This is a genomic window from Pedobacter sp. N23S346 (genome assembly GCF_048515415.1).
In the GTDB taxonomy this organism is placed as follows: domain Bacteria; phylum Bacteroidota; class Bacteroidia; order Sphingobacteriales; family Sphingobacteriaceae; genus Pedobacter.
In genome coordinates, this window is record NZ_JBLYEE010000002.1 from 237,681 (window position 1) to 254,712 (window position 17,032).

The following is a 17,032-nucleotide window of genomic DNA, read 5'->3' on the forward strand; positions in this document are numbered from 1 at the left end:
ATTGTACAGGCCTCAGCGAACAGTTTAGCATTATAATTTGTTAAGTTTGGAGGCAAAACTTTAATTGATTGAATGCGTAAATTTTTACAACGTTTATTCGGAAACTGGGTAATTCGAATGTCGAACAGATTTGGCTCCCGACCCGATCGTAAACGGATCCACGAAGCATTAAGCAAACTCTTTAATACAATAAATACCGATCCCGGAAAAAGAGGTCTCGTATTTGAAATTTCTGAGTCAGATAAATTTATCATTTTATCTGATCAGCATAAAGGTGCCCGTGATTATGCCGACGATTTTTCGCTGGCAGAGGTAAACTACCTAAAGGCACTTGATTGTTATAATGATTCCCTATTTCATTACATCAATCTCGGAGATAGCGAGGAGCTGTGGGAGAATTTGCTGGAATCTGTAATCAAACACAACAAACAAACTTTTGAGAAAGAAAAGTTATTCCTCAATCGCAATGCTTTTACCAAAATCTTTGGGAATCATGATTTGTATTGGGATAATGATCCCCTGGCAAGCTTCAATCTGAATCGCATTTATGGGAACAAAGTTTCAATTTATGAGGGTGTGATTTTAAAAATGAAATTCGAAAATAAAACGCTTAATATCTTTCTAACCCATGGTCACCAAGGCGATTTGCAAAGCGACGGGAACTGGTTTAGTAAGTGGTTTGTAAGTACCATCTGGGCACCAATACAGTCTTATTTGCAAATTAATCCAAATACACCTGCCTATGATAATCAACTGAAAACCGCACACAACAGCATGATGTACAGTTGGCAGTCGGAGCAGAAAGATACCGCATTAATTACCGGGCATACCCATCAGCCAGTATTTGCATCGCTTACTCACCTTGAACGAATCTATTTGAAATTAAAAATCGCGAACACTGCAAAGCGACAGACAGAAATTCAGGCATTAAATGAAGAGTTGAAAAAACGAGTAAAAAAAGGTGATGATGTTCCGGAGTTTAAGGCATACAAACCTGGCTATTTCAACAGCGGTTGTTGTTGCTTCAGTGATGGGGACATTACTGGCATAGAAATAGAAAATGGTTTCATCAGGCTCATTAAATGGTCTTTCCAAAAAACCGGTACTCCAGAACGAACAGTTTTAGAAGAAATGAAGTTGGCAGCACTTCTGGATGTTACTTAAGAGGCAATTCCACATAAAGGGTTGTTCCCTTATCTATCCCTTCGCTCGTTGCCCAGATTTTACCTTTATGCATATCTGCGAACATCTTTGCTACAATTAAACCTAAACCATGGCCATTTTCACGATCGGTGGGCTGAGCGCTTAAGCGGGAAAATTTAATAAACAAACGGTTGAGATCATCTTCGCTTAACCCCACGCCATAATCTTTGATAGCGATGGTTACCAGGTTTTCGACTAGCTGATGAGTGATCACTATTTTACTACCTGCTTTTGAAAATTTACTCGCATTTTGAAGCAACTGTGAGAATAATTCTTGTAGCTTAACTTCATCACCAAAAATTTCTACAGGTTCATCTATTTTAATAGTGACCGATTGGTTCTTTTGTGCTAAAGCTAATTTAAGATCCTGGGTTACATGATCTAACAGCGTTTTCAGGTCTATCTTATTTTTCTGTGGCTTGAAAGATCCATTTTCCTTTCTCGCCGAGCTCAAAATATCATTTAGATTATCAACCATTCTTTTTGATTGAAGATTGATTTTACCAGCAATGGATGCTACTCTTTCTCCAGCATCAGGCATTCTGCTTACCAATTCAGATTGCAGTGAAATAGTAGTCATCGGATTTTTCAGATCATGAATAAGCACATGTAAACGATCATCCAGCGCCCTCATTGTTTTTCTAATGGCCATCCTTGTTTCCAGCTTTTCTGAAACCATTTCAGCCAATCGCGACAGCATAGCCAATTGATGTTTGGTGGCTACACGGGGTTCATCACCATAAACCATTATCACACCTAAGTTTTGCTCGCCAGGCGATTTGATTATCCCACCTGCAAAAAAGCCAGGTGATTGAGTATTCATGTTAGAAGATTGGTTTTCAACGGCCGGTATCAGGATCTTATCAGCTGATTTCCCCAGATTAAAAATATACTCACTTTTTTTTTGGCCAATCTCACTTCCGATTACGGCTTTATAGAAGATTCCATTTTCAGCGAAAAATCCAATTGCGGCGTTTTGCACTTCAAAAATATCTGCTGCCAGCTGAGCAAAATTATCGAAGCTTTTTTCTGCAGGCGTATCAAGTATTTCATAATCCAAAAGTGTTTGCAAATGCAATTCTTCATTTGCGGAGATGGATTGATCTGGAATTTGAGCTGAATGCATGAGTAGGTATAGATTTAGAAAAGTAATTTGTTAAAGGTAAAAATTATCATTAAAACGATAAATAATATAAACAATTAAGTATTAACTTTAGTTCTTATTGCTATTGCAAATTGCTTAATATGCAACATGAATAGTTACCAAAACAATATTAATAATGAGATTATACATAGAACGTAAACCTGTTAAGGTAAACCCTGATACTAAACGAGTTATTGCCCGTTTTTTTTTTAACGGAGAAGAAAGAGCATTGGAAGTAATTAGAAAAGTTCTGGAGTTTTCTGATGAAAAAGTGTTCTCCATCATTTCGCCTATTTTACAGGAATATTCAAAAAGGCATCGGAATATCACCAAAATTTTAAATCGCCATTGCAAAAAGTTAAAGAAACAATTTACAATGCTTGGTAAGGATGTCGAAGATTTAGATCAATATACCAGGCTGCTCATCGGCGCTTATTTTACACACGAATATTCAATAGAATCGGCTGCTTTTTTTAATCCTAGTATTGTAGAAGATCCGGATCAAACCGACCTTGTAGAAGGAGAGAAAAGAGTGATTATCAGTTTCCGGGCAGTTGGTGAAGGACACATTTCTTCTATTGTTTTTAGAAGAGCATTGATCGATAAGCATAATAATATTCAGGTATTGCCTGTGGGAAATTACGTTGATGAAGCCGAAGTAGTTAAAAATGCAATCTATGTTAAAAAACATTTCCTCAAGAAAGCTGCTTATGCACAAATTGATGCCACAGTACTCGAAGAAATTGAAGGAAAATTAGGCGAACGCTTTGAGTATACCGACTTAAGTAACATCATTAAAGAATCTAAAATCCTGCATCCCGAAAATCCATCCCGCTCAATTGAATACGATAAGGTACTTTGGCTATCTGATACCTACCACACGATATCTTTTTCTAAAGACACCGACATTTCAGACCGTGTAATTTTCCCTATTTCTGAATTTGAACGTAAAGGAATTGAAGATGCCCGCTTTGTTAAATTTATAAAAGACGATGGCAAAGTGGTTTATTATGCCACATATACCGCTTTCGATGGTTCATTAATTATTCCAAAGTTGGTGCAGACTGAAGATTTTTATGAGTTTAAAGTAATCCCATTGTATGGCGATGGTGCTCAAAATAAAAATCTGGCACTTTTCCCTCGTAAAATTAATGGAAAATATGTGATGATGAGTAGGATAGATGGCTGGAACAATTACCTGATGTTCTCTGATAAAGTTAACGTTTGGGAAAACCCTGTTCTATTAAAACATCCACGTTACGATTGGGAATTGGTTCAGATTGGGAATTGTGGATCGCCGATTGAAACCGAAAAAGGTTGGTTGGTGATTACCCACGGTGTTGGACCGATGAGACGTTATTGCATTGGCGTAGTATTATTAGATCTGGATGATCCGAGCAAGGAGATTGGCCACTTAAAAGAGCCACTCATTATCCCAAATAATGATGAGCGGGAAGGTTATGTGCCCAACGTGGTTTATTCCTGCGGATCAATTGTGAGTAATGGCGAACTGATTATTCCTTACGGTTTATCTGATTATAGTTCTTCATTTGCTACAGTGAATATGGAACTGTTATTAAATAGGTTATTGGAAAATGGAGCCGGATAAAACCAAAAAAATCAATCAATAAAAAATGCTGGTTCACATTTAGCGAACCAGCATTTTTTATATTTGTAAAATTACACTAACTTGTTTTCTTCAACAAGTGGAGTAGATAAAGTCTCATATTCAGCCTCTGCCGCTTTTAAAACTGCTAAGTGTGAAATGAAGTAAGCTAAGGTGCTCTCTGCACCTTGATTTCTATTCATACTGTTAAATTGTAATCCATCGGCACAACCATGAGTCTCAAAATCATACAAAGGAATATGCAGGCTATTTTTACCTAAAAACCATTCGTAACTGGTATGCATCAGGCTTAAATACTTACTGTCTTTGGTTACTTCATATGTTTTACTATATAGCATCACCATGGCCATGGTTTCAATTGCCTGCTGATCATAGATTGGATTTTTACCATTCTTTCTCATCCAGCCATCATTTCCAACAGGATTCAGATAGCCATTTTCGAAAGAGAAGCTATTTAAAAAGTTAATGCTTTCCATCGCAATTTCTAACGATTCTGCATTACCTGTAGCTTCATAATGATGTAAAAGTGCCAGTGGTAAAATGGCATTATCGTAAGTTAAAATTTCTTCAAACCAATGCCAATTGCCATCTTTGTTGGCTCTGTAAGCATTTTTTAAGTTATTTGCCAGTGAATTAACTTCCTTTATAATTAGGTCATCTCCAGGGTGCGCAGTCAAATAATAAGATCCACCAATTAATGTATTGGCCATTCCACGCAAATGTGTTAAAGCTTTAAAGTGTGGAATGGAGTGCGAAAACAATTCACGTCCAAATTCTTGATAGGAATTATTAGGTGCAACGGAAATTAAATAACCCAAAGACCATATGGTTCTTCCAAACGAATCTTCAGAACCTATTTCATCAAGATAGTTGCGATTGAAACTTAAAAAGTTTCTAAAGTTCCCATCTTCCGTTTGCATATACTGAATAAAACTCAAATAAACCGGCATTAATTTTAAGGCTGTTTGATTTTTGTGCTGTTCAAAAGCCATTAAAGCCATAATCAATGCCCTGGCATTATCATCTATGCAATATCCTTCCTTTAAATTCGGGATTCCAAAACGCGCATGCTGAATAATTCCGGTATCATCCGTTAGCAATGAAATATGACTAAGGTTTAAGACTGGCATTTTCTCAACATCAATAATAGGAGGGGTAATCCGTTGAGGTCTATTACCTGCATCTATAGCCTGCTGAAGTGTTTCCAGGTAAACATTACCAATAGATGGCCATCTCAGTTTCAATCCATATTGGAAGGCATTAGATTTTAATTGCTGATGTTTGCTTTCATCAGCAAGCAATTCGTTCACAATATTAGCCAGTGCTTTATCATTTTTAAAGTCGAATAATCTCCCTCTGTTATCAGCCAATAACTCTTCAGCGTGCCAGTATGGAGTAGACACTACTGCCGCACCAGCACCAATGGCATAAGATAATGTACCACTCGTAATTTGCGCCTCATTTAAATAAGGCGTAATGTATAAATGGCAAGCGGTAAGGTATTGGTGAAGTTCGCTTTCAGATACAAACTTATTTACGAAAGCAATGTTATTTTCAACACCTAAGTCTTTTGCCAGTGTTTTCAGGCTATCGCGATATTCCTCACCATTATGTTTTACCACACCTGGGTGGGTATTTCCTAAAATTACATATAAAACATCCGGGTGTTGTGCTACAACAGTTGGAAGTGCTCTAATCACTGTTTCCAAGCCCTTATTCCGGCTAATCAATCCGAATGTAAAAAGCACTTTTCTATCTTTAAATAATTCACTTCGCGAAAGTTTGTTATTGGTGATAGGCTCCAAATCAGGAACACCGTGCTCAATTAATTTAATTGATGTTTTTGGAATTTGATAAATGCGGGTTAAAAACATCACTGCCTTTTTACTCATCACCACAATTTGCGATGATTTTGATGCAATTTCCTTAATAATAGTCTGTTGCATAAAATTCGGTTCTTTTAAAACCGTATGTAAAATGGTAATAAATGGTTTTTGTAATTTATTTATTAATGAAAGCAAAAATACACCACTATTACCGCCATAAATGCCGAATTCATGTTCAATAATACAACTATCAACATCGCTATTATTAATGAAATCTGCAGCTTCGATGTAATCTTGCTGGTTCTGCTGGCGGATAATAAATTTTACTTCATCTGGATAATGGTGTTCATTGATATCATCCGATTCATTCAAGGCAACAACGAAACTTTTTTTCGAATCATAATCGGGATTTAAACTTAAAGCATTAACCAGGTTCTGATTAAAGGTAGCTAAACCGCATTCGCGAGGAGGATAAGTTGAGATGTAGGCTATTTTCATATGTATTTCGAATAATGTTGATATTTAAACAACATCATATTGTTTAAATAGTTTGTGATTTCCATAATTTACACTTATTAAACGCAAAACAATATGATTTAGGTACATGTTAGTAAGTAAATATTAGACTATGAGATCAATATGGAAGGGTTCGATTGGATTTGGATTGGTAAATATTCCAATTAAGTTATTTTCTGGCGTGCAATCAACACATTTGGATTTAGATATGCTGGATGAACGTGATCATGAGAAAATCCGTTACCAGCGTGTAAATGATAAAACCCATAAAGAAGTTCCCTTTGATAAAATTGTTAAGGGCTATTTTTTGAAGGATAGATATGTTATTTTGGAAAAGCATGATTTCGAAGAAGCATCACCCGAAAAAACTAAAATGATCGAGCTGGAAAATTTCGTCGACATTAAGGAAATAAATCCCATCTATTACGAAACATCCTATTACACCGAACCAGAGAAACAAGGGAAGAAAGCCTATGCCTTATTATTAAAGGCACTCCAGAAATCTGGTAAGGCAGGCGTTGCACGGTTCGTATTACGCAATACAGAAAACCTCTGTGTAATCCATCCAATGGAGGACGTGATCGTAATTACGAAGATTAGGTTTGAGCAAGAAATAAGAAGTCTGGATGAAATAAATAAGACTGACGATATTACCATCACCAAAAAAGAAATGGATGTAGGTTTAGCACTGATTAAACAGTATAGCTCGAAATTTGACCTGAGCGCATTCAAAGATGATTATAGTAACGAGTTGCTTAAAATTATCAAGGCCAAGGCAAAAGGGAAACGCGCTACAGTTAAGAAAATGAAGCCACAAAAAGCTACAAGCGATGATTTATATGATCAGTTAATGCAAAGTCTTGGTTCTAAAAAGGGTGCTTAATTGAAGATTAATCTAAAAGGCATTCCGCAATTAAAAAAATAAGTATAACTAACGCCTTGTGAAAAGTATTCTTAAATAGAAAAGGAGAGGTTTCCTCTCCTTTTCTATTTGGTTTAACTTCGTGTTAAACCACGTTATTCTTTCTAAAATTATTTTCTATTTAAAAGCGGCTTTTAACTGTTCTGCGGCATAAGCCTGAGCAGCTTTGGCTTCAGGAACAACAGCTGCCATTCCGAAAAATTCATGTGTTACGCCTTCATAGTTTCTGCTATTCACCTTAACCCCGGCTTCAGCAAGTTTATTCGCCAGCATAGTACCATCATCATGTAAAGGATCAATTTCAGCAGTGATAATCGTTGTTGGCGGCAATCCTTTTAATTTTGCATTGACTAAAGAAATTTTTGGATCTTGCCCTTCAATCATTGTAGTCAGGTAGTTTTTAGTAAACCAGGTCATCATAGCCTTGTTTAAAGGTTTAGCATTTTCATACATTTTGTAAGACTCAGTATTCATGTTTGCCTGGGCAATTGGATAAACAAGTACCTGGTGTACAGGAACCATAATATTTTTGTCTCTTGCAGCAATAGAAACATTGGCAGCCAGATTACCTCCTGCACTTTCACCAACCACCGCAATTTTAGCAGGATCACCTTTTAAGCTAACCGCATTTTTTATAACCCATTCGTAAGCAGTAAAGGCATCATTATGCGCAGTTGGGAATTTATTATCGGGTGCTAAACGGTAAGCTACGGAAACTACCACAGCATTTACCTGCTCTGCTAAAGCCTGTGCAGAGGCATTATAAACATCAAGATTAGCGATTACAAAACCACCCCCATGATAATAAACAATTACAGGGTAGGGGCCATCTACAGATTTTGGCGTATAGATGCGTAAATGAATTTTACCACCAGTAACTTCAATATCTTTCCCTGCAGTATCAACCTTTGCCGTTGGAATTTCAATTTTATTGGCTTCAACCAAAGCCATTACAGCATCTGTTGGTGTATGGTTTTTACGTGCATCAGCAGCACTTAAGGTTTCGATGGGTTTATCTCCATAACTGGTAAGCTTTTCAATTACCGCCTGCATTTCAGGTTTAATACTTTGTCCCCATTCAGGTGGCGGACCTGCCGGTTTTAAAGATGCATTTGCAGTGGAATCCGTTGTTACGGTATCTGTTGTATTCGTTGTTTTAGTATCATTCGTACAGGCCGATATGGAAATGACCAAGGCTAGCGCTGCTGTTGATAGTTTTAATAGATTGCTTTTCATAAGTTATTTTTTGATTTAATAAATATTCTTTCTATAACGTTATCAGGAAGATAGAGTTTTAGATGTCTTACAACTTTTTGAATTTTAATGCAATCGAAACTTCTTATGCATTTATCTTGTTCTACATAAAACCGGAATATATGTTAGCTGAAATTACAGGGTTGCCTGATCATATTTTTGGGGTAAGGGCCACAGGCGAAGTAACCACTGTCGATTTGAAGGATGTATTGCTACCAGGGTTAGCTAGGACAGGAGATCGTTTTGGTGAGATCAGGTATTTACTTGTTCTGGATACCGAAGTTAAAAATTTCACTACCGGAGCATGGATTCAGGATGCTGTGGCAGGTCTGAAAAACTATACCAAATGGAAGAAAATTGCTGTTGTAAGTGAAGAAAAAAGTGTAGAATGGTTTTCAGATTTTTTCACTTTTATAACTCCAGGTAGTTCAAAAGGATTTAAACCAAATCAGATAGAAGAGGCGAAAGAATGGCTCGCAGCCGAAGGATAAAAAAACAAATTAAGATATTATGAAAAATTCAAAGACAACACCAGCAGAAAAGAACAAAGCCACCGCTACAAAAGATGAAAAAGCCAAGGGCTCAGCAGAAAAAGTGACTTCAGCAAAAGATGCAAAAAAGGTAGAGGTAACTAAGGATAAGGATGTGAAGCACAATTAAACATTAGCTGATTTGGTTCATCTCACTCCAAAATATTTATCAGAATAACCATTAAAGATGAACTGGAATCAGATAGCTAAAATCATTAGTCGAACTGCATAGCAAATTTCATTTAATCCGTATTGCTTAAATATGGTGTTTACTGGGGAAATATTGTAATGTATATTGAGTTTGCTCAATCAAATTTTAATTGATTTGGGATAAAATTCTATATTAGGTATGAAATAATCGCAAATCTAAAAGGAGTAAGCTACAGTATGAACCTATAAACAAGCTATTATTTCTTTAATAATGCATAAATCTTATCCATTAACTCATCAATGTTAAACGGTTTAGCCATGAAGTCATCTGCAGAAATACCATCTAAAACATAGTTATTTGCATGATATCGTGCAGAAATCATTAACACCGGAATGTTCTTGGTAGATGCAGTTTCCTTTAGCTCTTTTAGTAACACCCGCCCATCTCTATCAGGCAGCATAATGTCCATTATAACAACGTCAGGCCCAAATTCTTGTACATGACTAAGAAAATTATTACCATTGTTTAAACTTGATACATTAAAGGCTTCGCTCTCTAAAATAAGGGTGATAACATCCAAAATTGCATGATTATCCTCTACAACTAAAATATTTTTCTTTGCCAAGATTTGAAAGTGTATTTAAATTTTCAAACAAATATAAAATAAATAACAGTTCTGCTGATTGAATTCTATAAATTGTAGTCGTTCTAAAGAGGGTTATCTATTTGTTAACTCGAAAATTCTAATATTTTTGTATCGCTAAATTTCATATGATAAAATTTTCTGTAGATCTCACCAATTGCGATCGAGAACCCATCCACATTCCAGGCAAAGTTCAATCACACGGTTTCTTGATTGCTGTTGACAAAATTGATTTTTCGATTTCTTACGTTAGTGAAAATACCGGAATTTTTATAAAGGCAGCTGCAAGCAATTTACTGGGTAAACCACTTTCAACTATTAATGCTTTCTTAGATCAGCTCACGCCAGAATTTAATGTCGAAGATTTGCTGCGACTTGGAATCATCAGAAAAAGTTTCGATGCGATAAGTCCGCATCCCGTTATTATTGATAAAAATCAGTATTACATCACCATTGCAGATTCAGTAAATAATTGGTTGCTGGAGTTTGAACCTGCTACATTACAGTATGATATTCAAAGCATGATTGGAAGATCAGCATCTGAAATGTTACAGGGTAAAAGTGTAAATTCACTATTAAAAGGTGCCGCTGCAGAAGTTAAAAAACTCATCGATTTTGATCGGGTAATGATCTATAAGTTTTTGGATGATGGGCACGGCGAAGTGGTAGCTGAAGAAATGATTGAAGGCCTCGAGCCCTTTTTCGGACTACATTATCCGGCTTCCGACATTCCTAAGCAAGCCCGTGAATTATACAAACTGAATCTTACCCGCTTAATTGCTGATGTAAATAAAGAAGATTCACCTATCATCACATTTTTAGAAGATAGGCCACTGGATTTAACCAACTCTGGTTTGAGGGCAGTTTCGCCGATTCATATTCAATACTTAAAAAATATGGGGGTATGCTCCAGTTTTAGTATTTCCTTAATTTCCCATGGTGAGTTATGGGGATTAATTGCCTGTCACAATTATAGCCCGAAATTTATTGATTATAAGGCCCGGGAGGGTGCTAAATTGATTGGTCAGATTTTATCATCCGCGCTGGAATACCGACAGGATGAAGAAGATTCTGAAATTGTAGAACAGTTTAAAGATATTGCAGCAATACTTGGTGAGCATCTTAACAAAGATAAATATCTGATAGATGCTATTACCAGCCATAAAAGAACAATATTAGAGGTAACCAAAGCTCACGGAGTGGCCATTTTGTTCGAAAACAACCTGAAAACAATCGGCAATGTTCCTGCTGATGAAGATATCTTAGCACTGGCAGAATGGTTGAAAAAGACCAACGATGAGTCTATTTATTTTACCCATCGATTACCGGAGATACATTCACCAGCCAGCAACTATAAAAGCATCGCATCTGGTATTTTAGCCTGCACAATCAGCAAAGAACTGGGAGAAATGATTATTTGGTTTAAGCCCGAACTCATTTCTACAGTAAACTGGGCAGGCAATCCGGATAAACCCGCTACACCTGCAGAAAATGGTTTACTTAACTTATCACCAAGAACGTCTTTCGAAGCCTGGTCTGAGGTAGTTAATAATACATCTGAGAAATGGCTGTCTGAAGAGATTGCTTCCGTTTTAAGGGTTCGGGAAATTATCGTCACTGATGTAAACAAAAAAGCCAATGAAATCAGGTTATTGAATGAAAAACTTCAAGCCGCATATGAAGAATTAGATACTTTTAGCTACACCATCTCTCACGATTTGAGAACGCCATTAACATCTGTAAAGACTTATGCAGAATTGATGCTTAGGAATAAAAGCCTGGATGATAGTGCAAAGAAAATGCTCAGCCGTATTTTGACTGGTGCAGATAAAATGAATTTTTTAATTAAAGAGATCTTGAATCTCGCAAGAGTAGGTCGTTTGGAAATCACTTTTGAGACCGTAGATATGCAGTCGCTTTTAAAAGAAATTACCACTGAAGTTTGGACGGCTTTTAAAGCAGATAAATCCGAACTGATTTTAGATCAAATGCCAGATATAAAAGGGGATAAAACCATGATTGCCCAGGTATTTACAAATTTAATTTCCAATGCTATAAAATACTCCTCAATGGTTGAAAAACCAAAAATTGAAATTTCATCGTATATAGATGGTAGGGAAATTGTTTATGCCGTGAAAGATAATGGTATGGGAATTGATAACCGTTATTACGACAGGGTTTTTGAGCTTTTTAAGCGCATGGACAATGTTAAAGAGATCGAGGGAACCGGGGTAGGGTTGGCAATAGTGAAAAGAGTAGTTGAGCGACACAAAGGACGGGTATGGTTCGAGAGTAAGTTAAATGAAGGCTCTACTTTTTACGTAGCCTTTAAAAATATATAATAATGATAATGGAAACGCCTGATATATTTTATGTTGAGGATGATATAGACTATGCATTTTTTATGCAAAGTGCTGTTCAAGAGGTTAAGGATACGTTGAATTTGGTTATAGTTGAGGATGGTGCCGAAGCAATGGTTAAATTAGAGCAATTTGCAGAAAGCAAAACTAAACCTAAATTGATTTTATTGGATTTAAACCTACCAGGTTTATCGGGTTTGGATTTGCTGAAATTTATAAAAGATATTCCCTATTTGAAATCCATACCAGTGATTTTATTTTCTACTTCGGATAATCCGGACGATGTTAAAAAATCGATAGAATTTGGTGCGAATGCCTATCTCACCAAGCCAGATGGATATGATAATCTGGTAAAGTGTGTGCATTCGGTGCACGATTTCTGGTTTAACCAATACCTTAGAATGAATTAAATATCAATTATTGATCAAACGGAAGATTCAGATGTTTCATTTGAATCTTTCTTTTTTTATAACCTTTTTTTAATTAGATAAAAACTTGAATGATTGCAGGAATACTAAGAACAGAAACAGCAAAAAAGCATGAAGCGTTAGAATCATTAATGTTTGTTAATGAAATTATGAACAATTCTTTAAGTATAGCGAATTATAAAACACTACTAACCATCAATTATATCATTCATCAAAAACTTGAAAATAAGCTGGCCAATATGCTCGATAAAGATCTGGCTATTGAATTAGAAATAAATAGCCGTTTGAAACTTAATGCGTTGGAAAAGGATCTGGCTTATTGGGAAATTGATAACCTTACTTTACCATCATTGGATTTTGATCTATTTGTTCCTGAAAAGAATACGGCTGAGATTTTAGGTGCACTTTATGTGCTGGAGGGCGCAACACTTGGCGGAAACGTGATTAAGAAGCATATTTTGGCAAATCCAAACTTTAAAAATCATGAAGATGGATTAAATTATTACGGTGTTTATGGTGCAGAATTGGGTTCGAAATGGAAAATTTTCGTTACTGTGCTGAATAACAGGGTGAAAGAAGAAGATTACGAACGATGTATAAATAGCGCAAATCAAACCTTCGAAAATCTAATTAAGCTTTCGAAACAGTTCAGTTGGCATACACAGATTTTCTCACCTGTGTACTAAAAAATACTTCTATAATACCGTAAGGGCATTTTTTGATTGTGAATATGTGCAAAACTTATTGCAAATTAATAGATGCTTTCTGTTGTTAATTCAGGGTAAATATGTATAATTGAAAAAATAAATTTTTTAAACCTTAAAAACATCAATTAGCGATGGAAAAATTCTCAAAAGTTAAAGCTGCTGTTGCTGCTATTGAAGCAGATGTAGAAAAATTTTATAATGCTGGCAATGCAGCTGCTGGTACCCGTGTGCGTAAAGCAATGCAAGATCTTAAAGTTTTAGCACAAGAAATCCGTGCGGAAGTTACTGACAAGAAAAACTCTGAAAAATAATATTTCGTGAGTATGAAACAAAAAGGCCCTGAATTTTCGGGGCCTTTTTGCGTTGGATCACTTTTGCATAAGATTATTTTAATCTCATTATGATAAAATAAGTTAATCGCTTTAAAGCTAAAGTGGTCAAAGCTTGCTATAAGGTAAATTGATTGACAAAACCTTATAAAAAGATAAAGCTCCCCATCGCGGGGAGCATCTATCCAACTAACAAAACATATTTTTATTTGAGCACTCTTTGCTCAAATTTTATCCTTTTTTAACTAATTTATATTCGATTACGGGTTTACCGCGTGTTCCACCATCGCAAAATAAAATTAGTTGTAAATCATGAGTCCTATTAATAGTGAGACATCCAATAGAAAGCATCGTCATTATAGCTTTGAGAATCTGATAATGGATTAATTCTTTTCCATGGTGCTACAATAAGGGTAACAAGTCCAGTATTCAAGCCTCTAGTAGCAATCATATTATGTTCCAATGGAGCATTAATAACATGCTCAATTACTGGATACTGTGCTATTGCATTTTTTCCTTTCAATTCAACAGGATCTTCAAAACTTAATATGGCTTCTCCTAAATTAAATGACGAAACAGTTGTCGATACCTCAAATATGCTCGTTTTTGTTGAGCTCGTACTACCTCCTGCACTAGCACCTATTTTGATAACCTTGAAAAGGTTAAAGCCTGCATCGACTTTAAAATTAGTCGAGAAATTTGAAGAGACGTTCGTTGTATATTTTTTAGTCTCTCCAAAATTAAACTCTTCAATTAAAAACTTCCAGGTATCGCCATATTTTTGCATATCCCATGTAGCTATTTCTATTGGAGGGATAGGGAAATATTTCGTCACCCTGGAGCCACCAACATTAGTAAATAGTTCATTTTTGCTTACACTAAATCCCTTTTTAACATCTTTAACTGAAGTACCTTCAACAAATAGTGTAGTAACATAAATTTCATAAATACCTTCGGTCCAGTCATTATTTAAGGCATCTAAAGTTTGCTCAGAAGAAGAACTATTGAAATAAAATCCTTGGATTGCCTCTGCGTAGGTATTGTCCAAAGTGCCTGAATCCGCGTCGTTCTTTAAACTATAATAGATGCAATCTCTATCATAAGTGAAATTATATCCTGAATAATAACCATGCCATAATTTACCAATATACGTACCCGGACCTTGTCCATTTTGGTAAGTTATTGAAGTGTTTCCTGGGCTAACAGATGCTACTTTAGATGGAATTTCTAAATTTTTAAAGTCAGAACTTGTAAAATAAAGTTGCTTATTATTAACTGACATTAACACATCTCCCTTTTTAATTGAGCTGAGACTATTGCTGTTTGTTGATCCCGAATTATCATCAAAATTCACACGTTCATTGTTTTTTACAACGAGTACGGGAACTGTCGGCTCACTCGAATATGATAGCGATAATTTATTTTGATTGGAATCAAATGCTAATAATGGTTTGTTTGTTACAATATCGCTTTCATTTCTTACAGCAACAATAGGGATTTGATTTTCCGTGAGCCATGTCTCTGGTTTAAATACCTTTAACGAGGGTACATATATTGTTAGTAAGACTGCATTATTTACGTTGGTTACAAACTTATCCTTTCCAAGTCCTGAAAAGCCAGCTATAAAGTCTAAGACCTTAGTTCCATTTGATAACTTTTCATCTTTAATTTTTTGGAAAAGCACATCATTATCCTTATCAAATTTTAAAAGAGATTCTTTCTTTATTAATTCTCTGAGTTCAGAATTATTAACAGCTTTAGATAAAGCTTTAGCAAATTCCCTGTTCGTATCAAAAAAGTCTGCTTGTTGAACTTTATCAATTTGACTTACTGGTTCAGGTGTAATTTTATCTTTTTTGCATCCTGTAATAGCTAGGCTGGTAATTAAAACCGCCATGCCTATTTCTTTAAAAGACATGTTTAATTTGTTTTTCATAGTTAAGTTAATTTAGATTGTTATTAAAGTTTTATTAGTTTTCCATTTTTTATCAATTTATATTCAATAATTGGTGTGCAACCATCCTTCGAATAAAGCTTAAAAGCTCAATTTATACGTCCCGATAACTACCTTACTTTATTCATAAGCCTTTGTATTATCTATCTTAATGTCTTGCGTAAGAGCAAAAAGATTCTAAAAACAAAAAAATAAATTAATTAACACCCTTTTATTTAGACTAATTATAAATAATTATGCAAATTTGTAGATAATCAGCTTCGCGAGATAACGCCATACGGATAATTAATGCCGTGATACGGATTAAAATAGAAATGCCACTGTTCAATGCAGCAATTAATTTATAGCAATGATCATGGCATTTTTGCTCGCGTAGAATTCATAAAATGAAAATCAGACTCTTAGAAAATCAGACTCAAAATACAATTTACGACAAAACTTATGGCTATAATTTTGATATCAACGGGGATCTGGAAGAACGTGAGCAAGAGATCAAAACAGAAAATTACCAGATCAATTTGAATGAAAAGTGGTTCAATGGGATTCACATCAGTACTGCTGAGATCATTACTCATCATACTGAAGACTTCTACTATGAATCTTCACAAAACCATATTGGATTTCTATTTTGTTTAAATGGCAGTGTAGACTATTTTAACGATACGAAAACTAAACATTTGCTTAGTCTGAATCAAAATCAGCAAAATATTTCTGCAGGTCAGCTCAATCGTGTGGTCTTCAACGTAACAGGGAAGGCGAGTTATACCTATATTCAATTAACGGAATCGTATTTTAACAAAATAGCTAATCAGGATTTTACAGAAGAAACCAATCTAATCTGCAATGCCATTACACCTGAAATTGCCCTATTACTTCAGGCATTAAATAACCAGAAATACATGGGCAGGGTAAAACGTATTTTTCTCGAATCGAAGATATTTGAATTGATTATTTCTTACCTGCAGAAAAGAGAAGTGGGATCCTTATCTATAAAAGAAGAAGACATCAGGAAAATTTTATTTGCAAAACAGTTGATCGAAAGCAATTTACAGCATCCCTGTTCACTAATGGAATTATCTCGTAAGGCTGGTATTAATGATTATAAGCTTAAAAAAGGCTTTAAAGCTTTAGTGGGGCATACTGTTTTTGGTTACTTGTACAAAATTAGAATGGAAAAGGCGCATTATTTTCTTCTTCGGGAAAAGAAATCAGTTAATGAAGTTGCTTTCCTGATCGGGTATAAAAATGCTCAACACTTTATTTCTGCCTTCAAAAAACATTACGATGTTTTACCAGGAAGCTTAAATAAGAACCATTAAACTTCTTTTCTATTCATTAGGATGATTATGGCTCAGTCTGTATTTTGTAAGAATAAATCGAAAAATCATTGAACGGATAGGAGCATGCATATTATCATTTCTGCAATAGTTACATTAGC

The 17,032-nt window shown here is 35.3% G+C and carries 15 protein-coding genes; 10 read left to right on the forward strand and 5 right to left on the reverse strand.

Annotated elements, in window-relative coordinates:
* Nucleotides 1–72: 72 nt before the first annotated feature.
* Nucleotides 73–1,164 carry a metallophosphoesterase gene (locus ACN1CD_RS04825; protein WP_419129149.1) on the forward strand — a complete coding sequence of 364 codons (1,092 nt, stop codon included), beginning with the start codon at nt 73–75 and terminating at the stop codon, nt 1,162–1,164.
* Here the strand turns inward: ACN1CD_RS04825 and ACN1CD_RS04830 are convergent.
* Nucleotides 1,157–2,329: a sensor histidine kinase gene (locus tag ACN1CD_RS04830; protein WP_419129151.1), complete on the reverse strand. Its 1,173-nt coding sequence runs from the start codon at nt 2,327–2,329 to the stop codon at nt 1,157–1,159. The genes ACN1CD_RS04825 and ACN1CD_RS04830 overlap by 8 nt on opposite strands.
* A 154-nt stretch (nt 2,330–2,483) precedes the next feature.
* On the opposite strand from ACN1CD_RS04830, the gene ACN1CD_RS04835 reads away from it, so the two are divergent.
* Complete coding sequence (locus ACN1CD_RS04835) at nt 2,484–3,956, forward strand: glycoside hydrolase family 130 protein (RefSeq protein ID WP_419129153.1); 1,473 nt, start codon at nt 2,484–2,486, stop codon at nt 3,954–3,956.
* Nucleotides 3,957–4,027: 71 nt separating this feature from the next.
* On the opposite strand, the gene ACN1CD_RS04840 is transcribed toward ACN1CD_RS04835, so the two are convergent.
* Complete coding sequence (locus ACN1CD_RS04840; protein ID WP_419129155.1) at nt 4,028–6,298, reverse strand: glycosyltransferase; 2,271 nt, start codon at nt 6,296–6,298, stop codon at nt 4,028–4,030.
* A gap of 130 nt (nt 6,299–6,428) precedes the next feature.
* On the opposite strand from ACN1CD_RS04840, the gene ACN1CD_RS04845 reads away from it, so the two are divergent.
* A complete protein-coding gene (locus ACN1CD_RS04845; protein ID WP_419129157.1) occupies nt 6,429–7,199 on the forward strand; it encodes a Ku protein in 771 nt (256 codons plus the stop codon).
* 156 nt (nt 7,200–7,355) lie between these two features.
* On the opposite strand, the gene ACN1CD_RS04850 is transcribed toward ACN1CD_RS04845, so the two are convergent.
* Nucleotides 7,356–8,474, reverse strand: coding sequence for an alpha/beta hydrolase (locus ACN1CD_RS04850; RefSeq protein WP_419129160.1), 1,119 nt, complete (start codon nt 8,472–8,474; stop codon nt 7,356–7,358).
* Nucleotides 8,475–8,614: 140 nt separating this feature from the next.
* On the opposite strand from ACN1CD_RS04850, the gene ACN1CD_RS04855 reads away from it, so the two are divergent.
* Both ACN1CD_RS04855 and ACN1CD_RS04860 read left to right on the forward strand, forming a co-directional pair.
* Complete coding sequence (locus tag ACN1CD_RS04855) at nt 8,615–8,983, forward strand: STAS/SEC14 domain-containing protein (protein WP_419129162.1); 369 nt, start codon at nt 8,615–8,617, stop codon at nt 8,981–8,983.
* A 19-nt stretch (nt 8,984–9,002) separates the two neighbouring features.
* Complete coding sequence (locus tag ACN1CD_RS04860) at nt 9,003–9,152, forward strand: hypothetical protein (protein WP_419129164.1); 150 nt, start codon at nt 9,003–9,005, stop codon at nt 9,150–9,152.
* Between the two features lie 277 nt (nt 9,153–9,429).
* On the opposite strand, the gene ACN1CD_RS04865 is transcribed toward ACN1CD_RS04860, so the two are convergent.
* Nucleotides 9,430–9,798: a response regulator transcription factor gene (locus ACN1CD_RS04865; RefSeq protein ID WP_419129166.1), complete on the reverse strand. Its 369-nt coding sequence runs from the start codon at nt 9,796–9,798 to the stop codon at nt 9,430–9,432.
* A gap of 146 nt (nt 9,799–9,944) precedes the next feature.
* Between ACN1CD_RS04865 and ACN1CD_RS04870 the strand changes: the two genes are divergently transcribed.
* The 4 genes from ACN1CD_RS04870 to ACN1CD_RS04885 all read left to right on the forward strand — a co-directional run bounded on the left by ACN1CD_RS04870 (nt 9,945) and on the right by ACN1CD_RS04885 (nt 13,622).
* A complete protein-coding gene (locus ACN1CD_RS04870; protein ID WP_419129168.1) occupies nt 9,945–12,158 on the forward strand; it encodes an ATP-binding protein in 2,214 nt (737 codons plus the stop codon).
* A gap of 8 nt (nt 12,159–12,166) precedes the next feature.
* Nucleotides 12,167–12,586 (forward strand): response regulator, encoded by a 420-nt coding sequence (locus ACN1CD_RS04875; RefSeq protein ID WP_419129170.1) that lies wholly within the window; start codon nt 12,167–12,169, stop codon nt 12,584–12,586.
* A gap of 89 nt (nt 12,587–12,675) precedes the next feature.
* Nucleotides 12,676–13,290 (forward strand): biliverdin-producing heme oxygenase, encoded by a 615-nt coding sequence (locus ACN1CD_RS04880; protein WP_419129172.1) that lies wholly within the window; start codon nt 12,676–12,678, stop codon nt 13,288–13,290.
* 152 nt (nt 13,291–13,442) lie between these two features.
* Entirely contained in the window at nt 13,443–13,622 is a 180-nt protein-coding gene (locus ACN1CD_RS04885; protein ID WP_154280022.1) for a histone H1, read from the forward strand.
* Nucleotides 13,623–13,962: 340 nt separating this feature from the next.
* Here the strand turns inward: ACN1CD_RS04885 and ACN1CD_RS04890 are convergent, their stop codons facing one another.
* The gene (locus ACN1CD_RS04890) at nt 13,963–15,576 is read right to left on the reverse strand and encodes a hypothetical protein (RefSeq protein WP_419129175.1); all 1,614 of its coding nucleotides are present in this window, start codon (nt 15,574–15,576) and stop codon (nt 13,963–13,965) included.
* 404 nt (nt 15,577–15,980) lie between these two features.
* Between ACN1CD_RS04890 and ACN1CD_RS04895 the strand changes: the two genes are divergently transcribed.
* Complete coding sequence (locus ACN1CD_RS04895) at nt 15,981–16,913, forward strand: helix-turn-helix transcriptional regulator (protein ID WP_419129177.1); 933 nt, start codon at nt 15,981–15,983, stop codon at nt 16,911–16,913.
* The last annotated feature ends 119 nt before the right edge of the window (nt 16,914–17,032 follow it).

Coding starts and splice junctions, on each gene's coding strand:
- ACN1CD_RS04825 (WP_419129149.1), top strand. CDS start 73: ATGCGTAAATTTTTACAACGTTTATTCGGAAACTGGGTAATTCGAATG.
- ACN1CD_RS04850 (WP_419129160.1), bottom strand. CDS start 8,474: ATGAAAAGCAATCTATTAAAACTATCAACAGCAGCGCTAGCCTTGGTC.
- ACN1CD_RS04855 (WP_419129162.1), top strand. CDS start 8,615: ATGTTAGCTGAAATTACAGGGTTGCCTGATCATATTTTTGGGGTAAGG.
- ACN1CD_RS04840 (WP_419129155.1), bottom strand. CDS start 6,298: ATGAAAATAGCCTACATCTCAACTTATCCTCCTCGCGAATGCGGTTTA.
- ACN1CD_RS04830 (WP_419129151.1), bottom strand. CDS start 2,329: ATGCATTCAGCTCAAATTCCAGATCAATCCATCTCCGCAAATGAAGAA.
- ACN1CD_RS04875 (WP_419129170.1), top strand. CDS start 12,167: ATGGAAACGCCTGATATATTTTATGTTGAGGATGATATAGACTATGCA.
- ACN1CD_RS04870 (WP_419129168.1), top strand. CDS start 9,945: ATGATAAAATTTTCTGTAGATCTCACCAATTGCGATCGAGAACCCATC.
- ACN1CD_RS04880 (WP_419129172.1), top strand. CDS start 12,676: ATGATTGCAGGAATACTAAGAACAGAAACAGCAAAAAAGCATGAAGCG.
- ACN1CD_RS04885 (WP_154280022.1), top strand. CDS start 13,443: ATGGAAAAATTCTCAAAAGTTAAAGCTGCTGTTGCTGCTATTGAAGCA.
- ACN1CD_RS04845 (WP_419129157.1), top strand. CDS start 6,429: ATGAGATCAATATGGAAGGGTTCGATTGGATTTGGATTGGTAAATATT.
- ACN1CD_RS04835 (WP_419129153.1), top strand. CDS start 2,484: ATGAGATTATACATAGAACGTAAACCTGTTAAGGTAAACCCTGATACT.
- ACN1CD_RS04860 (WP_419129164.1), top strand. CDS start 9,003: ATGAAAAATTCAAAGACAACACCAGCAGAAAAGAACAAAGCCACCGCT.
- ACN1CD_RS04890 (WP_419129175.1), bottom strand. CDS start 15,576: ATGAAAAACAAATTAAACATGTCTTTTAAAGAAATAGGCATGGCGGTT.
- ACN1CD_RS04895 (WP_419129177.1), top strand. CDS start 15,981: ATGAAAATCAGACTCTTAGAAAATCAGACTCAAAATACAATTTACGAC.